The 18,372-nt window shown below is 66.1% G+C and carries 22 protein-coding genes; 9 read left to right on the plus strand and 13 right to left on the minus strand.

All coding sequences use genetic code 11. The features are described from left to right. Window positions 1–501, plus strand: a 501-nt coding sequence (locus A5736_RS16305; protein WP_139333361.1) for an FAD-binding protein, incomplete at its 5' end; no start/stop codon positions are given. Window positions 502–517: 16 nt separating this feature from the next. Here A5736_RS16305 and A5736_RS16310 read toward each other — a convergent pair. Further along, window positions 518–1,156 (minus strand): MBL fold metallo-hydrolase, encoded by a 639-nt coding sequence (locus tag A5736_RS16310; protein WP_076122658.1) that lies wholly within the window; start codon window positions 1,154–1,156, stop codon window positions 518–520. 33 nt (window positions 1,157–1,189) lie between these two features. Between A5736_RS16310 and A5736_RS16315 the strand changes: the two genes are divergently transcribed. The 3 genes from A5736_RS16315 (at window position 1,190) to purQ (ending at window position 2,834) form a co-directional block, all read left to right on the plus strand. Then, window positions 1,190–1,861, plus strand: coding sequence for an ATPase (locus tag A5736_RS16315; RefSeq protein ID WP_076122657.1), 672 nt, complete (start codon window positions 1,190–1,192; stop codon window positions 1,859–1,861). Between the two features lie 62 nt (window positions 1,862–1,923). After that, window positions 1,924–2,163, plus strand: a complete 240-nt coding sequence (gene purS, locus A5736_RS16320) for a phosphoribosylformylglycinamidine synthase subunit PurS (protein WP_076122656.1) — start codon at window positions 1,924–1,926, stop codon at window positions 2,161–2,163. Then, a complete protein-coding gene (gene purQ, locus A5736_RS16325) occupies window positions 2,160–2,834 on the plus strand; it encodes a phosphoribosylformylglycinamidine synthase subunit PurQ (RefSeq protein ID WP_076122655.1) in 675 nt (224 codons plus the stop codon). The genes purS and purQ overlap by 4 nt, the downstream gene beginning before the upstream one ends. Here purQ and A5736_RS16330 read toward each other — a convergent pair. After that, complete coding sequence (locus tag A5736_RS16330; RefSeq protein ID WP_175611303.1) at window positions 2,831–4,216, minus strand: wax ester/triacylglycerol synthase family O-acyltransferase; 1,386 nt, start codon at window positions 4,214–4,216, stop codon at window positions 2,831–2,833. The genes purQ and A5736_RS16330 overlap by 4 nt on opposite strands. Before the next feature lie 24 nt (window positions 4,217–4,240). Next, window positions 4,241–5,056, minus strand: a complete 816-nt coding sequence (locus A5736_RS16335; protein WP_076122653.1) for a lysophospholipid acyltransferase family protein — start codon at window positions 5,054–5,056, stop codon at window positions 4,241–4,243. A 148-nt stretch (window positions 5,057–5,204) separates the two neighbouring features. On the opposite strand from A5736_RS16335, the gene A5736_RS16340 reads away from it, so the two are divergent. After that, window positions 5,205–6,287 (plus strand): NAD(P)-dependent oxidoreductase, encoded by a 1,083-nt coding sequence (locus A5736_RS16340; RefSeq protein ID WP_076122652.1) that lies wholly within the window; start codon window positions 5,205–5,207, stop codon window positions 6,285–6,287. Between the two features lie 9 nt (window positions 6,288–6,296). Here A5736_RS16340 and A5736_RS16345 read toward each other — a convergent pair whose 3' ends face one another. Both A5736_RS16345 and A5736_RS16350 read right to left on the minus strand, forming a co-directional pair. Then, the gene (locus tag A5736_RS16345) at window positions 6,297–6,767 is read right to left on the minus strand and encodes a YbjN domain-containing protein (protein ID WP_076247409.1); all 471 of its coding nucleotides are present in this window, start codon (window positions 6,765–6,767) and stop codon (window positions 6,297–6,299) included. 96 nt (window positions 6,768–6,863) lie between these two features. Further along, window positions 6,864–8,072 (minus strand): cytochrome P450, encoded by a 1,209-nt coding sequence (locus A5736_RS16350; RefSeq protein ID WP_076247410.1) that lies wholly within the window; start codon window positions 8,070–8,072, stop codon window positions 6,864–6,866. 135 nt (window positions 8,073–8,207) lie between these two features. Between A5736_RS16350 and A5736_RS16355 the strand changes: the two genes are divergently transcribed. Beyond that, window positions 8,208–8,606, plus strand: a complete 399-nt coding sequence (locus A5736_RS16355) for a VOC family protein (RefSeq protein WP_076122650.1) — start codon at window positions 8,208–8,210, stop codon at window positions 8,604–8,606. On the opposite strand, the gene A5736_RS16360 is transcribed toward A5736_RS16355, so the two are convergent. The 5 genes from A5736_RS16360 to A5736_RS16380 are packed head-to-tail and all read right to left on the minus strand — an operon-like array spanning window position 8,600 to window position 12,184. After that, entirely contained in the window at window positions 8,600–9,064 is a 465-nt protein-coding gene (locus A5736_RS16360; protein ID WP_076122649.1) for a cupin domain-containing protein, read from the minus strand. The two genes, A5736_RS16355 and A5736_RS16360, sit on opposite strands and share 7 nt — an antisense overlap. A 40-nt stretch (window positions 9,065–9,104) precedes the next feature. Next, window positions 9,105–9,800 carry a haloacid dehalogenase type II gene (locus tag A5736_RS16365; protein WP_076122648.1) on the minus strand — a complete coding sequence of 232 codons (696 nt, stop codon included), beginning with the start codon at window positions 9,798–9,800 and terminating at the stop codon, window positions 9,105–9,107. Then, the gene (locus A5736_RS16370; RefSeq protein WP_076247373.1) at window positions 9,797–10,228 is read right to left on the minus strand and encodes a VOC family protein; all 432 of its coding nucleotides are present in this window, start codon (window positions 10,226–10,228) and stop codon (window positions 9,797–9,799) included. The genes A5736_RS16365 and A5736_RS16370 overlap by 4 nt, the downstream gene beginning before the upstream one ends. Then, window positions 10,225–11,106 (minus strand): DUF427 domain-containing protein, encoded by an 882-nt coding sequence (locus A5736_RS16375; RefSeq protein WP_076122646.1) that lies wholly within the window; start codon window positions 11,104–11,106, stop codon window positions 10,225–10,227. The genes A5736_RS16370 and A5736_RS16375 overlap by 4 nt, the downstream gene beginning before the upstream one ends. 46 nt (window positions 11,107–11,152) lie before the next feature. Next, the gene (locus A5736_RS16380) at window positions 11,153–12,184 is read right to left on the minus strand and encodes a zinc-binding alcohol dehydrogenase family protein (RefSeq protein WP_076247375.1); all 1,032 of its coding nucleotides are present in this window, start codon (window positions 12,182–12,184) and stop codon (window positions 11,153–11,155) included. A 244-nt stretch (window positions 12,185–12,428) separates the two neighbouring features. Between A5736_RS16380 and A5736_RS16385 the strand changes: the two genes are divergently transcribed. Further along, window positions 12,429–13,031, plus strand: coding sequence for a TMEM175 family protein (locus A5736_RS16385; RefSeq protein WP_076247376.1), 603 nt, complete (start codon window positions 12,429–12,431; stop codon window positions 13,029–13,031). Between the two features lie 28 nt (window positions 13,032–13,059). Here the strand turns inward: A5736_RS16385 and A5736_RS26850 are convergent, their stop codons facing one another. From A5736_RS26850 to A5736_RS16395, 3 genes are all read right to left on the minus strand, one after another. After that, on the minus strand, window positions 13,060–13,746 hold the full coding sequence (locus tag A5736_RS26850; protein WP_254848388.1) for a TetR/AcrR family transcriptional regulator: 687 nt from the start codon (window positions 13,744–13,746) through the stop codon (window positions 13,060–13,062). 12 nt (window positions 13,747–13,758) lie between these two features. Then, window positions 13,759–14,448 (minus strand): TetR/AcrR family transcriptional regulator, encoded by a 690-nt coding sequence (locus tag A5736_RS26855; RefSeq protein WP_254848389.1) that lies wholly within the window; start codon window positions 14,446–14,448, stop codon window positions 13,759–13,761. Window positions 14,449–14,526: 78 nt separating this feature from the next. Then, entirely contained in the window at window positions 14,527–15,396 is an 870-nt protein-coding gene (locus tag A5736_RS16395) for an alpha/beta fold hydrolase (protein WP_076247378.1), read from the minus strand. A gap of 212 nt (window positions 15,397–15,608) precedes the next feature. On the opposite strand from A5736_RS16395, the gene A5736_RS16400 reads away from it, so the two are divergent. Together A5736_RS16400 and A5736_RS16405 are read left to right on the plus strand one after the other, a co-directional pair. Continuing rightward, complete coding sequence (locus A5736_RS16400) at window positions 15,609–17,315, plus strand: MOSC and FAD-binding oxidoreductase domain-containing protein (protein ID WP_076247412.1); 1,707 nt, start codon at window positions 15,609–15,611, stop codon at window positions 17,313–17,315. A 27-nt stretch (window positions 17,316–17,342) separates the two neighbouring features. Then, on the plus strand, window positions 17,343–18,371 hold the full coding sequence (locus A5736_RS16405) for a polysaccharide deacetylase family protein (RefSeq protein ID WP_076247380.1): 1,029 nt from the start codon (window positions 17,343–17,345) through the stop codon (window positions 18,369–18,371). Window position 18,372: the final 1 nt, after the last annotated feature.

Here is an 18,372-nt window from a genome sequence, read left to right on the forward strand (position 1 = left end):
TTCGTCGACCGAGGCGTGGACTTCGTCAGCGCAAACTCGTTGCGCGAGTTGGTGACCGGGATGAACAAGCTGCCCGACGTGGTCCCGCTCGACTACGCGACGGTGGAAGCCGAGGTGACCGCCCGCGATCGCGAGGTGGCCAATAGATTCAGCAAAGACGGCCAGATCACCGCGATCCGCGCCGCGCGTGGCTACCTGGGCGACCGGCTGGGGCGAGTGGTGGCGCCGCACCGGTTGACCGATCCGAAGGCCGGGCCGCTGATCGCGGTCAAACTGCACATCCTGACTCGAAAGACACTGGGCGGCATCGAGACTGACCTGGCCGCGCGGGTGCTCAAGGCCGACGGCGCGCCGCTGCCCGGGCTGTACGCGGCTGGCGAGGTGGCCGGGTTCGGGGGTGGCGGCGTGCACGGCTACCGGGCCCTCGAGGGCACGTTTCTAGGCGGCTGCATATTCTCCGGCCGGGCCGCCGGCCGCGGCGCCGCCGACGACATCACCTAGTTGCGTCTGCTCGCGGTTAGAAGGTGACCCCGCTTTCTTCGGGCAGCACCTGAAAGTCCGTGTCGGTCATCTCGGTGAGTCGGCCGTAGTAGATGCCCCTCGCGTCCGGGGCGATGATCCCCTGGTGAATGGGCACCGCGCGGGCCGGCGCCACCGCACGCAGGTATTCGACGGCCTCGGAGATCTTCATCCAGGGCGCGGCCGCAGGAGCTGCCAGAACGTCCACCGGCTCGTCGGGCACGACCAGCGCGTCGCCGGGATGCATGAACCGTGCGGGATGGTCCGCGTCGCCGACCAGATACGAAATGTTCTCTACCACAGGGATTTCCGGGTGGATCACCGCGTGGCGGCCACCGACGGCCCGGACGGTCAGCTCACCGATTCGCAGCTCGTCGCCGACGTGCACCGCTTGGCACGGCTCGCCGAGCTGGGCGGTGGTCTGCGGATCGGCATACAGCGCGGCGTCCGGGTTGCCCTCGAGCAGCGACGGCAGCCGGGCGATATCGACGTGGTCGGGATGCTGGTGGGTGATCAGGATGGCGGCCAGCCCGGTGATGCCCTCGAAACCGTGCGCGAAACTGCCGGGATCGAACAGCACGCGGGTTTGATCGAACTCGGCAAGTAAGCAGGAATGACCGAAATGCGTCAGTAGCATGTTTACGATTGTGCCCTGACGGGGGTGATACCGATGCGGGTGATCCTGGCGACGATGCTGGTGGCCGGTGGCCTCGCGGTGGCCCTTGTCGTCGTGGTACCGGCACACGCCGAGCCCCAGACGTGCCCGACGGTGTGCGACCAGATCCCGGACAGTGCGTGGATCCCGCAGCGCGCCACTCCGCTCAATTCGGTGTACAACTGGCCCGCGCTGGCCGGACTGGCAACACCGGCGACCGGGGCCGGGCCGCGCTTCCGCTTCGAGACCCTGTGCGCGGCGCCGGCGGCACCGCAGGACCCGCGCGATTCGGCGGTGGCGGCCCGGGCGACTGTCGTGCACCCGGACGGGCAGTGGCAGTTGCAGGCGCAGGTCCTGCACTGGCGCGGTGACACGGCGCGCGGCGGTTCGGCCGCGGCCGGGGTGTTCAGCAATGCCGTCGCCGCCCTGCGGGGCTGCCAGCAGGCGGCGCCGCAGGAGTCGCCATCGATCACCACCGACCAGCCGAACCGGATGGCCGCGGTCATCAGCGGGCCAGTGATCATGCACACCTACCTGGTCGCACACGTCGCGAGCAGCACGATCACCGAGCTCACGCTGTGGTCATCGGGACCGCCGGAGGTACCCTGGCCCTCGATGGCAGACGATCCGGTGCTGGACGCCATGACCGCGCCCCTGTGCGAGGCGTACATCGCTTCGTGCCCGTGACCCGCTTGCGGCACTCCTCGCCGGTAGAGTTAGCGCCGAGCAAGATCTGAGGAGGAGCGCCGGTGGCTCGGGTGGTCGTGCATGTGATGCCCAAAGCGGAGATTCTCGACCCGCAGGGTCAGGCGATTGTCGGCGCGCTGGGCCGGCTCGGCCACGGCGGCGTCTCAAATGTCCGCCAGGGCAAGAGGTTTGAGCTCGAAGTCGACGACTCCATCGATGACGCGGTGCTCGCCGAAATCGCGGAATCACTGTTGGCGAACACCGTGATCGAGGACTGGACGATAAGCCGGGAAGCGCTGTGACGGCACGAATCGGCGTCATCACCTTTCCCGGGACACTCGACGACGTGGACGCGGCGCGGGCCGCGCGCCGTGTCGGCGCCGAGGCGGTCGGCCTGTGGCATGCCGACGCCGACCTCAAGGGAGTCGACGCCGTGGTGGTCCCGGGCGGATTTTCCTACGGCGACTACCTGCGGGCCGGCGCCATCGCCAGATTCGCCCCGGTGATGGCGGAAGTGGTCGATGCCGCACGGCGCGGTATGCCGGTGTTGGGAATCTGCAACGGTTTTCAGGTCCTCTGCGAGGCCGGGCTGCTGCCCGGCGCGCTCACCCGCAACGCGGGTCTGCACTTCGTCTGCCGCGACGTGTGGCTGCGGGTGGCGTCGACCGCGACGGCGTGGACGTCGCGCTTCGAGCCCGACGCCGATCTGCTGGTGCCGCTGAAGTCCGGCGAGGGCCGTTACGTCGCACCCGCGGCCGTGCTCGACGAGCTGGAGGGTGAGGGCCGGGTGGTGTTTCGCTACCACGACAACCCCAACGGCTCGCTGCATGACATCGCCGGCATCAGCTCGGCCAACGGCCGCGTCGTCGGCCTGATGCCGCATCCCGAGCACGCCATCGAGGCGCTGACGGGACCGTCCGACGATGGCCTGGGCCTGTTTTATTCGGCGCTGGACGCCGTGCTCGCCGCTTAGCGGGAAATCCCAGCCGCGCAACGTAATTCGCGGAAGGCCGCGGTGAGCGCGTCGGTCGCTTCGTGCGGGTCGTTGAACGTCCGGTCGTCGGTGAGCACCGCAATGCCGAGCTGGTCGACGTAGCTCCACACGGTGATGTTGACCGGCGCGCCCGGCGACAGCACGCCGGTCGAGTAGATCTCGCTGACCGTGGCGCCGCCGAAGTGGCCACGCTCGCGCGGGCCCACGACGCTGGACACCGCGACGTTCATCACCTTGTTCGGCGCCTCCCGCTGCGCCAGCCAGCGAAACGCGGCCGGGGCCAGCGCGGTCGGCAGGTAGGTCATCATCCGCTCGTAGAGTCGGGGGCCCAGAATTTCGTGGTCTTCCTTGGCGATTCGGGTCGCCAGCGCGACCAGCCGCGCCCGTTCGGCCGCGTCGGCGATGTGCACGGGCAGTGAAACCATCAGGCCGCTGATCTCGTTGCCCGTGATCCGGTCGGACTTGTCGGTGGCGGTGGGCACCGACGCGATGATGGGCCGGTCGGCCGCTCCGTCGTAGGTCAACAACAGCTTCCGAAGGCCCCCGGCCGCGGTCGCCAGCACCATGTCGTTCATCGTGATGCCCAACGCCTTGGCGGTCGCCTTGACGTCGGGCAGCGGCAGCGTCGCACTGGCGAATTGCCGCCGCGGTGACACGACGTGGTTGAGGAAGGTCGGCGGTGCGTCGAACGGGTCGGCCAGGTCGGGGTGTTTTCCGCGCTGCCGGGACCGGCGGCGGACCCGTGACAACCCCACGGCCGCGTCTTTGACCAGGCCCGGCAGCTTGGCGGCCTGCCGCGCGTGGTCGCGTCCGGCGGCGCGCAGCAGGTCGGATGTCGACGGGGTGACGCAGAATTCGTCGTCGTCCCGCTCGTCGGTCGGCCCGTCCTCGAGATCCATCGCGCGCGCCAGCAGGTTGACGGAGGCGACGCCGTCGGCCAGCGCGTGGTGGATCTTGCCGATCAGCGCGAATCGGCCGCCGGTCAGGCCCTCGGCGAAATGAAACTCCCACAGTGGGCGGCCGCGATCCAGCGGCGTGGAGGCCACCTCGCCGATGACGCCGTCGAGCTCCCGGCGGCCGCCCGGCGCGGGCACCCGCACCCGCCGCAGGTGGTAGTCCAGGTCGACCTCGCAGTTCTCCAGCCACATCGGGTGATGCAGTCGCCAGGGAATGTCGACGAGCTTGTAGCGCAACGGTTCTAGCAGATGCAGCCGTCGGCGCACGTGGTGCCGGAACGCCTCGAAGCCGAAGTCAGAGTCGCAGCTGGAGGGGTCGAGGACCGCGACTTTCAGCGTGTGCGTGTGCAGATTCGGCGTCTCGCTGTACAGCAGCATGGCGTCCATGCCGTTGAGCCTCTTCACACGCCACCTCGCCCCGCCGACGCGTCAGCCCAGAATGGGGAACCGGCGCTCGTCGGCCAGACGCTTGAGCGCGGCCTCCATCACGGCTCGCACATGCGCGTCGACCTCGTCGATGTCGGGATCGTCGCCGAAGCGGTCGGCGATGTCGATCGGCTCGAGGACCTCCGTCACGATCTTGGCCGGCAGCGGCAGATTGGGCGGGAAGATCACGCTCAGGCCGAACGGGAAACCGACGCTGATCGGCAATATGTTGATCCGGGCCTTCGTCAGTCGCAGCGTGCGCGCCAGCCAGTTGCCGCGGGTCAGGAACAACTGCGTCTCCTGGGCGCCGATGGACACGGTGGGCACGATCGGCACCCCGGCTTCGATCGCCGTCCTGACGTAGCCGGTGCGACCGTCGAAGTCGATGGTGTTCGCGCTGAAGGTGGACCGGTAGGAGTCGTAGTCGCCGCCCGGGAAGACCAGCACCACCGCACCCGAATGCAAAGCGGCGGCCGCGTTTTCGCGGCTCGCCTCGATGACCCCGAGGCGGCGCAGCCACCCGTCCAGCGGACCCATGAACAGCCCGTAATGGCCCAGGGTGTAGACGGGGCGGTCGTAGCCGAACCTCTCGTAGAAGGCCGGCGAGAAGATCAACACGTCGGGAGTGAACATGCCGCCGGAGTGATTCGACACGACGAGCGCGCCGCCGGTCGACGGGACGTTGTCGATGTTTCGCACCTCGGCGCGATACCACCGCTTGATCCACGGACCGATGGCGTTGGAGACCTGCTCGGTGAAGGCCGGATCCCACTTGGCGGTCTCGCGGTTGTCCGCCGCCGCGCCGTTGCTGCCCTTCATGGTTCGCCCTCAAGTTCCGCCGGTCGTGTGCTATTTGCTATTGCCAGCGCGATGGCGGTCCCAAACCTCAGCGCGGTTCCGACATATGCTACTCTCGATTTTGGAGAATGTCATATCCGTTTGCTGGCCCTGGTGCGCACGGGAGAAAATGACCGAAAAGGTTCTTGTCACAGGGGGATTCGGGCTCGTCGGCTCGCAGACTGTGCGCCGGCTAGTTGCCGTCGGCCATGATGTGGTGGCTACGGACCTCGGAACTCCCGCTCAGCGCAAAGCCGCGGGATCGCTACCCTCGGGCGCCGAGGCGAGCTGGGCAGACCTGACCGACCCGGACGAGGTCGCCCGTCTGGTCACCGAGGCTGCGCCAACGGTGATCATCCACCTCGCCGCGGTGATCCCGCCCTCCATCTACCGTCATCACGAGCTGGCTCGTCGCGTCAATGTCGACGCGACCGCGGCGCTGTTGCGTGCCGCAGCGTCCAGCCCCCGCCCGGTGCGGTTCATCCAGGCGTCGAGCAACGCCGTGCACGGCTCGCGCAACCCGCACCGTCATCCGGAGCTGGTCCGCGCTGACACCCCGGTCGCGCCGTCGGATGTGTACGGAGCGCACAAGGCCGAGGCCGAGCGCCTGGTCCAGGACTCGGGTCTGGAGTGGGTGATCCTTCGTCTCGCCGGCGTGATGAGCGTCGATCTCGACGCCATGCCGCTGAACATGGATGCACCGTACTTGGAAAGCGCGCTGCCGACCGACGGACGCATTCACACCGTCGACGTCCGTGATGTGGCGCTCGCGTTCGCGACCGCCACCACGGCCGATGTTGTCGGTGAGATTCTGCTCATCGGAGGCGACGAGTCCCACCTGCTCCGACAGGGCGACGTCGGAAAGGCATTGGCCGCCACCCGGGGACTGGTCAATGCCTTGCCACCCGGGCGCCCCGGGGACCCTGAGAGTGACGAGGACTGGTACGTCACCGACTGGATGGACACCACCCGATCTCAGGGAGCCTTGAAATTCCAGCGCCACCCCTGGCCGGACATGCTCGCCGAGATGCGCGCCGCCGCCGGGTGGAAGCGCTACCCACTGCGGGTTATCTCGCCGGTCGCACGTCAGTTGTTGAAACGCCGGGCGGCGTACCGGAATTCGCCCGGCCGCTACGCCGACCCGTGGGGAGCATTCCGGGCCGAGTTCGGCGAGCCATGGCCCGACGGGAAGAGGCGCGGCGCAACGAACTAGTGGGCCAGTTCAGCTGGCGTCCAACACCAGCGGCTCGGCCATCGACGGCCGCTCGACGATCGGACTCAACTCACCGAAGAATTCGATCGCCGCAGCGATGGCATGATCGACGAAGGTCGCGAAATCCTCGAAGGCCACGCTGCCCCGGATCCAGTGCGAACGGCGTGCGACGACACCGATCCGCTGTGGATCGGACGAGCGGTGCACGATCGCGGTGACATCGCGATCCTGTCGATTCCACGTGTCGGCGCGATGCGTCAGCCAGGGGCGGTCGGAAGCGGGGAAGAAGCATGCGGGAGCAACCCGGATGAGCAACACATCGTGATGCCCGGGCGCGATCTCGAGGTGCACATGGAGCCGGCGCGGACGGGTGTTGGCGACGTAGAAGTATTCGCCATCGTGCGCGCCTCGGAAATAGCGGCTGCCGCGCGTGCGCAGATAGCGTTCGATCAGGTTTGCGCAGAGCGGCTCACTCGTCATGCAGTCCATGCTGAGGACGGTGGCTATGCGGATCCTTGAGCCGAGCGAGGCGTGACCGAAGAATCAGTTGAGAATTTGCTGAGCGGGCGGGCCCGGTCAGGGCAGAACTCGCACCGGAACGTTGGACCAGCCCGCGACGTTGGTCATGCTCACTCGTTTGCAGCCCTCCCAGATCACCTCGTAGCGGGGCATTAGGTCCAACAGTTTCTCCAGCGCAACCGCGCTCTCCAGACGGGCCAGCGCGGCACCCAGACAACTGTGCACGCCATAGCCGAAACCGAGGTTCTGCGCCTCGCCGCGGTCACGTTCGATGTCGAATTTGTCGGCGTCGCTGAAGGCCTCAGGATCGCGATTGGCTGAGCCGCCCAGCAGGAATACGGGCTTGCCCGCCGGAATCGTCACCCCATGCAGGTGAACGTCTTTGAGCGAACAGCGGACGTTGTACTGTGCCGGCGCCTCGAATCGCAACACCTCCTCGACCGCGGCTGGAACCTTCGAGCGATCGTCGAGCAGTTTCTGCCACTGGTCGGGGTTGCGAGCGAACTGCACGATCGCGTTCCCGACCAGCTTGGTGACCGTTTCGGCACCCGCGGCTCCCAGAAGCGTTGCAAAACCGGTGATTTCGATATCATCCAGCTTCGTGGTGCCGCCGTCGTCGCGTTCCACCTCGGCGGCGATCAGGCCGCTGATCATGTCGTCCTGCGGTTGCTTGCGTCGTTCCTGAATCAAGTTGTAGTAGAACGCCCCGACCGAAGTGACCGCCTCCCAATTGCTTTCGTTCATCTCGGTCTGGCCCGGCTCGCGGTGCAATGACGCGTCGACCCAGTGCCGGATCTGTTGGCGGTGTTCGGCGGGCACCCCGAGCACAGTGCTGATCACTTCGACGGGGAAAAGCGCTGAGAAGTCGGCGACCACATCGAATTGCTTGCCGTCGACCTGCCCGAGGTGGTACTCGATCAGCTCGGTGACCGTGTCTTTCAGCGCGGTGATCGCGCGTGGCGTAAATACCTTGTTGACCAGGCTGCGCATCCGCCGATGTTCCGGCGGATCCATGAAGATCATCGACTTGTTCTCCGCCGGGACCCCGCCTTTCTTGATCATGGACAGCTCGATCCCGCGCGCCGACGAATACGTTTCGAAGTCCTTGAACGCGGCGGCGACATCCTTGTGGCGGGTCAGCGCGTAGAAGTCGTGCTCCTCGCTGTAGTAGACGGGCGCCTCCTCGCGCATCCGCCGGTAGGTCGGGTACGGGTCGGTGAAGAACTCCTCCGAGAACGGGTCGAAGACCAGCTGCGCAGTCGCCATCGTCTCCTCCTCCACCGCGGCTACCTGGGTTGCTGAGCACTTGCTTAGCATCAAGCGTACCCAGCGGTCAAGGCCGAGGCAGGCCGCGCGCTAGCGTCGAATTCGACGCGGCTTTACCGATCAGGAGGGTTGACCGTGGGACTAGCGGTGCAACGGTTCGACCACATCGTGTTGAATTGCCGCGACATCGAGGCCACCGCATCGTGGTATGAGCGGGTGCTCGGCATGAGGCGAGAGACGTTCGGTCCGTCCAACAGAACCGCCCTGTGCTTCGGAGAGCAGAAGATCAACCTGCGACCGGTTGGCGCCTTGGCCGACGACCCCGACTGGGTGACCGGATCCGTCGAAGCGGCCGGTTCCGCGGACTTGTGCTTCGTCACCCGTTCCGCGCCCGACGAGATCCGGGCCCACCTCGCGCGGTGCGGAGTCGAAGTGATCTCGGGACCGGTGACCAAGGTAGGCGCATTGGGTGCGATGACGTCGCACTACTGCCGTGACGTCGACGGGAACCTCATCGAAATCGCCGTCTACTGAGCGCCTTCGAGCGGATACAGCGCGGGTAGGTTGATGACGATCGCCTCCTGCGTGCTGCGCGCAATCACGACTTCCGCCGTCGTGTTCGGATCGGGGTTCTCTTCCCGGTGCGGCAGGTATGGCGGAATGAAGACGTAGTCGCCGGGCGCGGCCGAGATGCGCACCTCCTGGACACCGTCGTGAAACACGAACTCCGGGTTGCCGCTTCTCACGTAGATCGCGGTCTCCGATTCGCCGTGATGGTGGTTGGACGAGACGGCTTCGGGCAGCGCGTGTGTCTCACCCATCCACAGCTTCTCCGCACCGACCGACTTTCCGGAGAGCGCCGCGAAGCGCCTTAATCCCTCCGACTGTGCGGTGTCGGAGCTGATGTCCGAGGCCCTGATGTGGTGTACCCGGTTGCGTGCGGGTGACGTCGTCTCGTCGAAGTCGGGATGAAATCCATCCGAGGTTGCCATCGCACCATTCTGCCTCTCGGGCATGCCGCGGCAGCCGGGCTCAGTGCGGCCTCGTAGTGAGTCGCTCGGCGAGCTCGCGCATGTCGCGGACCACCAGGTCTGGCTGCGGCAGGCCGTCAACCGGCAGCGGTGGGTTGCCCGGGCGCGCAATGAGGGCGCCGCTGAAACCGACGTTTTGCGCGCCGAGGGTATCCCACACGTGGGCGGCCACCATCATGCAATCCGTGGGAGCGACCCCGAGCGTTTCGCACACGTACCGATACACAACCGGAGACGGCTTGAAGGCGCGGCGGGCGTCCACGCTCAACTGTCGTTCGAAGAACCCAGCCAGTCCCGAATTCTGCAGCGCAGTCGGTCCGTCCGGGTTGGGCGGTGAATTAGTCAGGGTGACCAGTCGAAAACCATTGTCGCGCAACCCGGCAAGGCCCTCGGCCGCATCTGGGTGCGGCGGCATCGAGAGCAGGCCCGACTTCAGGCGGAGCAGATCGTCGTCGGTGACATCCACCTCGTAAATGTCACCCAGCATGCGCAGCACCCCCTGGGCGAGGGAGGCGAAGTTCACGTAGTTCTCCGCCAACGTCGCGGCCATCGAGTACATGACGAGCTGTCCAAACCATTCGCGGAGCACCCGCGCGTCGCCGAACAAGTCCGTGAAAACCGGTGCTAGGGAATCGATATCGACCAGCGTCTCGTTCACGTCGAATACGAGGACGGACGGCGGGTGCTCTGGGTTCATGCCGGCTGATGGTTGCGTTCTTGGACCACCCACCCATTGCCGTCGGGGTCGCGGAAATCGGCAAAGCTGGCGTAATCGGCGCGTTCGGGATCAACGCCGGGGAGGAATCCGCCTCGCCAGCCGCCGTCGGTGTTCTTGTGGCGGATGTCGCTGACGGTCACCCCGCGATCGGCTAGTTCCGAGCAGCAGCTCTCGATGTCGGAGACCACCAGATACAGACCGTGCACCGAGCCCGGAGGCGCGTCGGTCAGGCCGGCACCGAACTGGATGGAGGTGTGAGATCCCTGGGGCGTCAGCTGGACGACCCGGAAACTGGGTGCGGGTGCGTAGTCGACATCGAGGTTGAAGCCGACCTGGTCTCGGTAGAAACGCAACGAGCGATCGGGATCCGACACCGGCAGGACGACGACCTCGAGCAGCGCTTTCATCGCCTGCCTCCGGTGGGTGTCTTACCGAGCACCTCGTCGGTGTCGAGGCCTCGGTCGACACCATGGGGAATGACGGTTTGGCCGGGCTCGAGCTGCAGCTGTTTGTCATCGAGATACACGTCGATCTTGTCGGGCTCGAAGGACACCAGATTGGTTACCCGCCCCACTTCGGGCCAGGCGTTGATGTAGGACCATGCGGCGCGCTTGTGGCCGCCGATGTCGTAGTAGGAACAGATCCCCTTGTAGGGGCAAAACGTCTGTATATCAATGAGTTTGAGGGCGGCTTCGTCGATGTCCTCGCGCGGGACATACCACCGGGGTGCAAAGCCCGATTCATACAGCGCCAGTGGGTTCTTCGTGTCGGCGATCACCTGCTCGCCATCCTGCACAACGAGATGCCGTGAGGTAGAGCGGATGTCGATGCGGTGATAGGCATCGGCGGCGTGCCCGACGATGCGTTCGTCCTCTTCGTAGAAGGCGTCCATGGCGCGCCAGGCGAAGGCCAGCCGCCCGTCCAGCACGGCCGCGTGTTGCGGCAAGCCGGTGTGTTGCCAGGCGGCATGGTTGGCCTCTCGCTGCGCAACCTTGACGGTGAACCACTTCGTGTCGCCGAGGTCGTGGTGTTGAGTGACCCGGTCCTCGTCGACGAGGATGTCCGGTTCGACATCGCCGTGCGGGAAATAAGCCACCGGGTAACGCCCCGGCTCGTGAAGCAGGACGACGTCCTCGCTGTCGGCGACCCACTTGTCAGCGAAGCGCACCCGCATGCGGCGGCGCAACGGCTCCGCATACAGCAGGCGCGGCGGCAACGGCTGGTCGATGAGGAAGTGTCCGATCGAACTCGTGGCCAGCGGGCCTTGTTGCCATGCCAAACCCATCGTCCAGTCCTCCCTGTTGCGAATTTCCCACCAGCGGCGGCCGGCGTCAGTTCATGACAACGACCATCTTTCCGCCGGCTTCCCCCGCCTCCATGACTCGATGCGCTTCATGAATTTGATCGAAAGAGAAGACGCGCGCCGGCTTTGCCTCGAGCCTTCCGTCGGCCACCTGCCGTGCGATGTCTTGCAGCGGCACGTCAGAAAGCGGGAAGCCGGGAGTCCCGAACACAAAGCTGCCGAAGAAGTTCATGTTCACCCCGCTGGGCATGCGGAGCAGCGGGTTGAAGTCCCCGATGGGGTCAAGTCCGCCCAACCATCCCGCCAGACACGCCGAGCCGCCGCGGCGCAACATGTCGAGGGAGTCGAGGATGGTGCTGTTGCCCACCAGGTCGAGGACGGCGTCGATCTGCTTTGATTCGGCGATGTGGCCCGCCAGGTCGGATCGCTCCAATTCGACGCGCGCGGCGCCCAAATTCTGCAGCACGGAAATGCGCTTGGAGCTGCGCGTCGTCGCGATGACACGCGCCCCGGCGGCGACCGCCATCTTGAGCGCGGCCTGGCCGAACGATGACGTGGCGCCGCGCAGTACGAGGGTCTGTCCGGCCGCGAGGCTGAGGTTGCGGAACAGACACGTCCAAGCCGTGGCGTAGGTTTCAGGCAGCGCCGCCAAATCGGACCAGGGCAGATCGGATTCGATGAGCGCGACGTTGGCCGCGCGCACTCGGGTGTATTCGGCATAGCTGCCGTTGATGGTTCGCCCCAGGCCGCCCATCAGCGCCGCCACCTTAGCGCCGACCGGAAACTCCCCTCCCGGACACGAATCGACCGTGCCAACGCATTCGATGCCGCTGACCTCCGCGGCTTCCGCCCATTCCCCTCGTCGCATGTGCATCTCGGCGTGGTTGACACCGAACCCTTGCACCTTGATCACGACCTCGCCGTCCTTGGGCAGCGGCTTGGGGATGTCCGTGTAGACCAGGCTGTCGAGGCCGCCGAAGCCGTTCAGGATGATCGCGCGCATGGCGTCCCCGCCAGGCTGTTCGCGCACTACCGTGGGCGCCGTGGGCAGTGGGGCCATCACCCTGTCTCATTTCCAAATCGTTAGTCGGGCTTCGGATATTGGGTCGCGAGAGCCGCAGTGCGGCAGTTAGATTACCACCGTCGGCGCCGACTTAATGGGTCGCTTAACCCAATATTATGGGCGGAATCACCCAGATTTGTCTAGGCCGTTCGCCGCCGTTGCCCCACGCCGGTACCCCGCCCTCCTGGGCCGGCCAACATAATGGATGCGGCAGTGGGCCCGAATGAGGCGGGAGGAAACTGTGGCAGTGCGACAAACCACCCCCGAAAGGGTCAGGCAGTTTTCCGACGGCGTATTCGCGGTGCTCATCACCATCCTGGTCCTCGAACTCAAGCCACCGTCCGCCCACAGCTTCAGTGCCCTGTTGCCGCTTTGGCCCACGGGTCTGAGCTATGTGGTCAGCTATCTCTTCATCGCGATCGTTTGGGTCAATCACCATCACCTGTTCAACTACGCGGAGACCGCGACCCCACGACTGGTGTGGTCGAACTTCGCGCATCTTTTCTCGGTGTCGCTGATCCCGTTTACCACCGAATGGATCGCCGATAGCAGGCTGGCCGCCGCGCCCGTGGCACTGTATGCGGGCGTCTTCGTCCTCGTGAACGTCACCTACGTCGCACTGTGTTGGGAGGCCGTCGATCGGCCTGCCCACGAGGACGTATCCGACCTCATGCGGCGGATGCTGCGAATGAGATCGGTCATTACGATCGGTGTCTTCACCGCGGCGGCGGTGATCGCACTGAGATGGCCGGTGGCGGGTATGGCCCTGATTGCCCTATGTCTCATCGGCTACCTACGACCGGACATTCCCACACCGAAAAGCGCTGCGGGCGAAGGACGCTGACATCGGACGGCGAGCGTGGCGCGGCCGCTCACGATTTGCGTCTGCGCCGCGCCGTGGTCGATCGCCTCTTACGAGGGCCGGCGGTAGCCGCGAAGGACCGCACGTAGTCCACGGCCGCATTGACGGTCGCCCGCAGTGGTTCCGCGTCACCGGTGGCATGGGTGAGCATGGCACCACCCTGGTGCGCGACGACCAGCGACACGGCCAGGTGTCGCGGGTCGGCCTCGGAGCGCAGATCGCCACGGCGCCGCATCGCCGTCAGGCCCGTCTGGAATAGCTCAAGCCACGCGTCGTACCCGTCCGCGAGGTCGTCGCGAATTTCGTCGTCGGCGTCGATGAGCTCGCCGGCCAGCGAGCCGTAGACGCACCCGCCCCGGCGGTAGACGGTGTCGATGTCGGCCACACATCCGTCGGCCCACGCCTGCAACGCCTCGAAACTGTCGAGCGCGCCGAGCTGAGCTCGGGTGTGAAAAGCCATCACATCGTCGCGTCGCGCGGCGATGACTTGGCGGGTCAAATCGCGTTTGTCACGGAAATAGTGCGAGATCTGCGACCCGCCGACCCCTGCGGCGTTTCGCACCTCGTCGATGCTGGTGTTGGCAACGCCCCGCTCGAACATGAGCCCGGCGGCGACGCCGACGATGCGGGTCCGGGTCGCCAGTCCCTTGCGGGTGAATCTCGGTGTGCAGTCCGGGTTTTCGGCGTGCCGCGGCATCGGTGAGCCGGCCTATGTCGTGCGGCGCCGACCCCGGGGACGCCGCGGGGGACGTGGGGCTCTTTCGACGGGATCGGTGGCGAACATCCGCAGATAGTTGACGGCGAACCGCGTCGCATCGGCGTGCGGCCACTCCGCTCGATAGGTAAACGCCAAAGTGCCGCCGCCCTGGTGAGCGCCGACGATGACCAAGGCCAACTGCCGAGGATCGGCGCTCGGGCCGAGAACCCGGCGATCTTTCATTCGCTGGATGGCCGCTTCGAGCAACTCGACCCACTGCCAGTACCCCGCGGCCAACGTGGCGCGAGTAGCGTCGTCGGACTTCGCCAGCTGCGCGGCCAGGGCGTGGTAAGTCGGTGTGCCACCGGCGGTTCCGATGCGGCGTAGGTAACGCATGTTGAGATCGATCCACCGTTCGAAGTCGTCGAACGAGTCGAGGTCGCCGAGCTTGGGCTGGCGATGGAAGTCCAGAACCACGCCGATCTGGCGCCTGACGACCGCGCGAATCAGCGCGCTTTTGTCGGCGAAATAGTGAGCAAGCTGGGAACCACTGACCGACGCGGCCCTGCGCACGTTCTCCATGTTCGAGGCCGACAGTCCCTGGGTGACGATTAGCTCGGCGGCGGCCTGCACGATCCTGTCGCGGGTGGCACGCCCCTTGGCGGTCAACCGTTGTCCGTCCTGAACATCGGGATGGGCCATGGCGTCAGGCTAACCTGCGAGTGCCTCCAATTATGGGATATCCAGCCCATTGCTGGGGTGCGCCGTCGGCGCGCCTCGTCAGTTGGACAGGTGCTTGGTGAGGAAGTTGCGGATCAGCTCGGCGACGTCGTCTAGTGCCGACTCGAGCAAGAAATGGCCGCCGTCGAGCAAATGGATTTCGGCGTCGGGAAGGTCATCGGCGAACGCCTCGGCGCCGGCCGGGCCGAAGATTTCGTCACCGCGACCCCACACGGCCAACAGCGGCACGCGGCTCGCCCGGAAATATTCGTGCACGCGAGGGTATAGCGGCACGTTGGTGGCATAGTCTCGCAGCAGTTTTAGCTGCACCAGGTCGTTGCCGGGCCGGGATATCAGCGCGTAGTCGTGATACCAGGACTCCGGGTCGACCAGCGTCTCGTCGGCGACGCCGGTGAGGTATTGCCACCGCGTGGCCTCCAAGGTGAGGAATTGCCGTACTGGTGCCTCGGTCTCGGCCGTCGGTTGATGTTGGTAGGCCTGCACGACCTTCCAGAAGCTCTCGACGAACCCGGCGTCGTACGCGTTGCCATTTTGGGTGATGATCGCGGTGATGGCGGACGGCTCGCGAAGCGCCAGTCGCCAGCCGATGGGGGCGCCATAGTCCTGCACGTACATCGCGTACCGATCGATGCCCAAGCTCTGCAACAGGCCCGCGGTCAGGTCGGTGAGCGCATCGAAGGTGTAATCGAACTCCTCGACGCCGGGCGCGTCCGAGAGCCCAAAGCCCAGGTGGTCCGGGGCGATCACGCGATAGCGGTCGGCGAGCGCCGGAATCAGGTGCCGATACATGTAGGAGCTGGTCGGAAATCCGTGCAACAGGACCAGCACCGGCGCGCCAGCGTCGCCGGCTTCGCGAAAGAACAGCCGACGGCCGTCGACGGTGGTGTAACGATGATGAACTGCCGGCATGGGATACCTCCTGCACCACGGGTTTCGAGGCTTCCAGCGCCACGACCGCGGCGCTGTCGTTCGGGCCTTTGCAGTTTTGGGATGTGCATCCCAGTATGCATCAAAATCAGCGGGCCGCAATAGGCCCCGAAGGCGTTGACCGCTCGGCGGGCGGGGAATATTGTGGGTCAGCTATCCCAATAGCTTCGCCGGCGTGAGCACGAGGAGACGTGGTGGGCAAGCTTGTCTCGGTCAACGTGGGCATGCCCAAGAACGTGCAATGGCGGGACAAGACCGTGTACACCGGGATATGGAAAACCCCGGTCGAAGGCCCCGTCATGGTTCGCCGCACCAACATCGACGGCGACGGGCAGGGCGACTTGGCCGGCCACGGCGGCGAGCAACGCGCCGTCATGGTGTACCAAACGGAGTCCTACGAATTCTGGAAGACCTACCTGAATCGCGAAGACCTGGCGCCCGGTCATTTCGGAGAAAATTTCACCATTACCGGACTATCCGACGACGAAGTCTGCATCGGTGACCGCTACCAAATCGGTGAGGCGGAGTTCGAGGTCACCCAGCCGCGTGTCACGTGCTTTCGGGTCGGACTGCGCCTCAACGATCCGGAGATGCCCAATCTGCTTGTGTCGCAGCATCGCCCGGGATTCTACTTCCGCGTCATCACCGAGGGCCATGTCCGTGCCGGTGACGACATCGTGCGGGTCCGGCGCGGCCGCCACGAACTCAGCGTTGCCGACGTCGACGCGTTGTTGTATCTGCCGAACCGCAACATCGAACAGCTGCACAAGGTAGTTGACGTTCCGGCGCTCAGCCCCGGCTGGCAGCAGTCATTCCGCGACATGCTTCGTGAGGGCCTAGCGACCGAGACCGCACCCCCGGTCGGAATCGAGCCGGGATGGGACGGCTTTCGCCCGCTTCGGGTCAGCGCGATAACCCGGGAAAGCCCGCAGGTCATGTCGATCCGTCTGCAAGCCGACGACGGCGGTTCGCTGCCCCGACCGCTTCCCGGCCAGTACCTGACCGTGCGAGTCCCGGGCGCCGCCAAGCCGACGCCGATGCGCAGCTACTCCCTCTCGGGGGACCCCAGCACCGGGGACTACCGCATCAGTGTCAAGCGCGAAGATCACGGCGTGGTGAGCCGCTGGCTGCACGCCCACGTCCAGCCCGGGTCCGTCGTCGAGGCCGCCGCGCCGCGCGGCGACTTCTATCTGACCGAGGAAAGCAATCCGGTGGTCCTGATTTCGGCGGGAATCGGCATCACGCCGGTATTGGCGATGTTGCATACCCTGTCGGCTGCCCGCAGTAGCCGCGACGTCTGGTGGCTGCACACCACCCGCAGCCACGAAACCCTGGCCTTTGCAACGGAAGTCACGACCCTCGTCAAGTCGTTGCCGCACGCCCGCCAGTTGGTGTTCTACACGCAGACGCAGGGACGTCCGGATGCGGCGACCATCGCATCGCTAGGGCTGCCGACCGATGCTGCGGTATATCTCTGTGGTCCAACACAATTCATGTCGGACACGCGCGACGCCCTCACCGCAGCCGGGCTCGATCCGGCACGCATGCACAGCGAGTTGTTCGGTGCGCTACCGCCGATCAACCCCGGCATCGTTGCGGGGGCCGAGCGCAAACCGCCGCACCCGCCCGCGGGACCGCCAGGCACCGGACCGTCGATCACCTTCTCGCGCAGCGGGCTCACCGTCAACTGGTCCGCCGACTACGCCAATATCCTGGACTTGGCCGAGGCCTGCGATGTGCCAAGCCGATTCTCGTGCCGAAGCGGCGTCTGCCATGTGTGTGAGACACCAGTGGTCGCCGGGACGACAACATACGTCCAGGCGCCGTTGGAGCCGCCGGGACAGGGAAGGGTCCTCATTTGCTCGGCGGCTCCAGAAAGCGACCTCGTCCTCGACCTTTAGCCACGAAAGCCTAGAGTTCGACAGTTAATGGCGAGACTCAAGAACATCGCGGCCGGGCTGCTGTGCGCCGCGGGGCTCCCGGCGCTAACGCGGCGGCGACACCGCGACGCGCTTGGCGTCGTGATGTTCCACGGCGTCGAAGACGAACCGCTGTCGCCGTCCTGCTGGCATGTGCTCGGCGCGGCGCAGTACCGCCGTCGACTGGAATACCTCCGCGAGCACTTCAACGTCCTCCCGCTCGAGGAGGCGCTCGATCGTCTGGCGGCGGGGACGCTGCCGCCGCGCGCCATGGCGATCACGTTCGACGACGGCACCCGCAACCTCGCCACCCACGCGGTCCCGGTGCTGCGCGAGTTGAAGTTGCCCGCGGCGGTGTTTCTGGCGACCGGCCCGATGGGCGGCGACGAAACCCTGTGGCCCGACCGGCTTTGGCTGGCGGTCGCCCGCACCACCGCGAGCGAGGTCGATCTGGCGGCGCTGGGTCTGGGCGCTCGTTCGCTCGCCGACGCCACCAACCGCGGCAAGGTTTACGCTGCCGCAGTCGAACGGTTGAAAGACCTGCCCGACGTGCAGCGGATGACGGTGCTGGACGAGATTCTCGACGCGCTGGGCTACCGCAACAGCGGGGATGGGGGTCCCTTCCGGATGCTTTCGTGGCACGAAGCGCGGGAGATGGCCGGCGACGGCCTGGTGGCCCTGTATCCGCACTCGGTGACCCACCCGATTCTCGCCCGCTGCGGCGACGACAAGCTCGAGCGGGAGATCACGGATTCCTGTGCGGTGTTGGAGCGTGAGACGGGCCGGGCGCCAACAATTTTCGCTTACCCCAACGGCCGGCCACGGGATTTCGACGACCGCGCCAAAGACGTGCTGCGCCGCCGCGGCGTCCGCTTTGCGTTGTCGACCACACCGGGATTCGCCGACCGTCGCTGCGACCCGCTGGCCTTGCCGCGGTTGGCGGTGGGCAGTGATTCGTCGTTCGACTACTTCCGGCTCATGGTTTCCGGCGGGCTGCCGCGCCGGGGCGTCGGCCGAGGGATGGCCGCCGCCGGCTGAG

This window comes from Mycobacterium sp. SP-6446, assembly GCF_001954045.1.
Lineage (GTDB): Bacteria > Actinomycetota > Actinomycetes > Mycobacteriales > Mycobacteriaceae > Mycobacterium.

Excerpts from the sequence above, each read along its gene's own strand:
- A5736_RS16310 (WP_076122658.1), bottom strand. The coding sequence starts at position 1,156 with ATGCTACTGACGCATTTCGGTCATTCCTGCTTACTTGCCGAGTTCGAT.
- A5736_RS16315 (WP_076122657.1), top strand. The coding sequence starts at position 1,190 with ATGCGGGTGATCCTGGCGACGATGCTGGTGGCCGGTGGCCTCGCGGTG.
- A5736_RS16335 (WP_076122653.1), bottom strand. The coding sequence starts at position 5,056 with ATGAAGGGCAGCAACGGCGCGGCGGCGGACAACCGCGAGACCGCCAAG.
- A5736_RS16340 (WP_076122652.1), top strand. The coding sequence starts at position 5,205 with ATGACCGAAAAGGTTCTTGTCACAGGGGGATTCGGGCTCGTCGGCTCG.
- A5736_RS16345 (WP_076247409.1), bottom strand. The coding sequence starts at position 6,767 with ATGACGAGTGAGCCGCTCTGCGCAAACCTGATCGAACGCTATCTGCGC.
- A5736_RS16350 (WP_076247410.1), bottom strand. The coding sequence starts at position 8,072 with ATGGCGACTGCGCAGCTGGTCTTCGACCCGTTCTCGGAGGAGTTCTTC.
- A5736_RS16360 (WP_076122649.1), bottom strand. The coding sequence starts at position 9,064 with ATGGCAACCTCGGATGGATTTCATCCCGACTTCGACGAGACGACGTCA.
- A5736_RS16365 (WP_076122648.1), bottom strand. The coding sequence starts at position 9,800 with ATGAACCCAGAGCACCCGCCGTCCGTCCTCGTATTCGACGTGAACGAG.
- A5736_RS16370 (WP_076247373.1), bottom strand. The coding sequence starts at position 10,228 with ATGAAAGCGCTGCTCGAGGTCGTCGTCCTGCCGGTGTCGGATCCCGAT.
- A5736_RS16375 (WP_076122646.1), bottom strand. The coding sequence starts at position 11,106 with ATGGGTTTGGCATGGCAACAAGGCCCGCTGGCCACGAGTTCGATCGGA.
- A5736_RS16380 (WP_076247375.1), bottom strand. The coding sequence starts at position 12,184 with ATGGCCCCACTGCCCACGGCGCCCACGGTAGTGCGCGAACAGCCTGGC.
- A5736_RS26850 (WP_254848388.1), bottom strand. The coding sequence starts at position 13,746 with ATGCCGCGGCACGCCGAAAACCCGGACTGCACACCGAGATTCACCCGC.
- A5736_RS26855 (WP_254848389.1), bottom strand. The coding sequence starts at position 14,448 with ATGGCCCATCCCGATGTTCAGGACGGACAACGGTTGACCGCCAAGGGG.
- A5736_RS16395 (WP_076247378.1), bottom strand. The coding sequence starts at position 15,396 with ATGCCGGCAGTTCATCATCGTTACACCACCGTCGACGGCCGTCGGCTG.
- A5736_RS16405 (WP_076247380.1), top strand. The coding sequence starts at position 17,343 with ATGGCGAGACTCAAGAACATCGCGGCCGGGCTGCTGTGCGCCGCGGGG.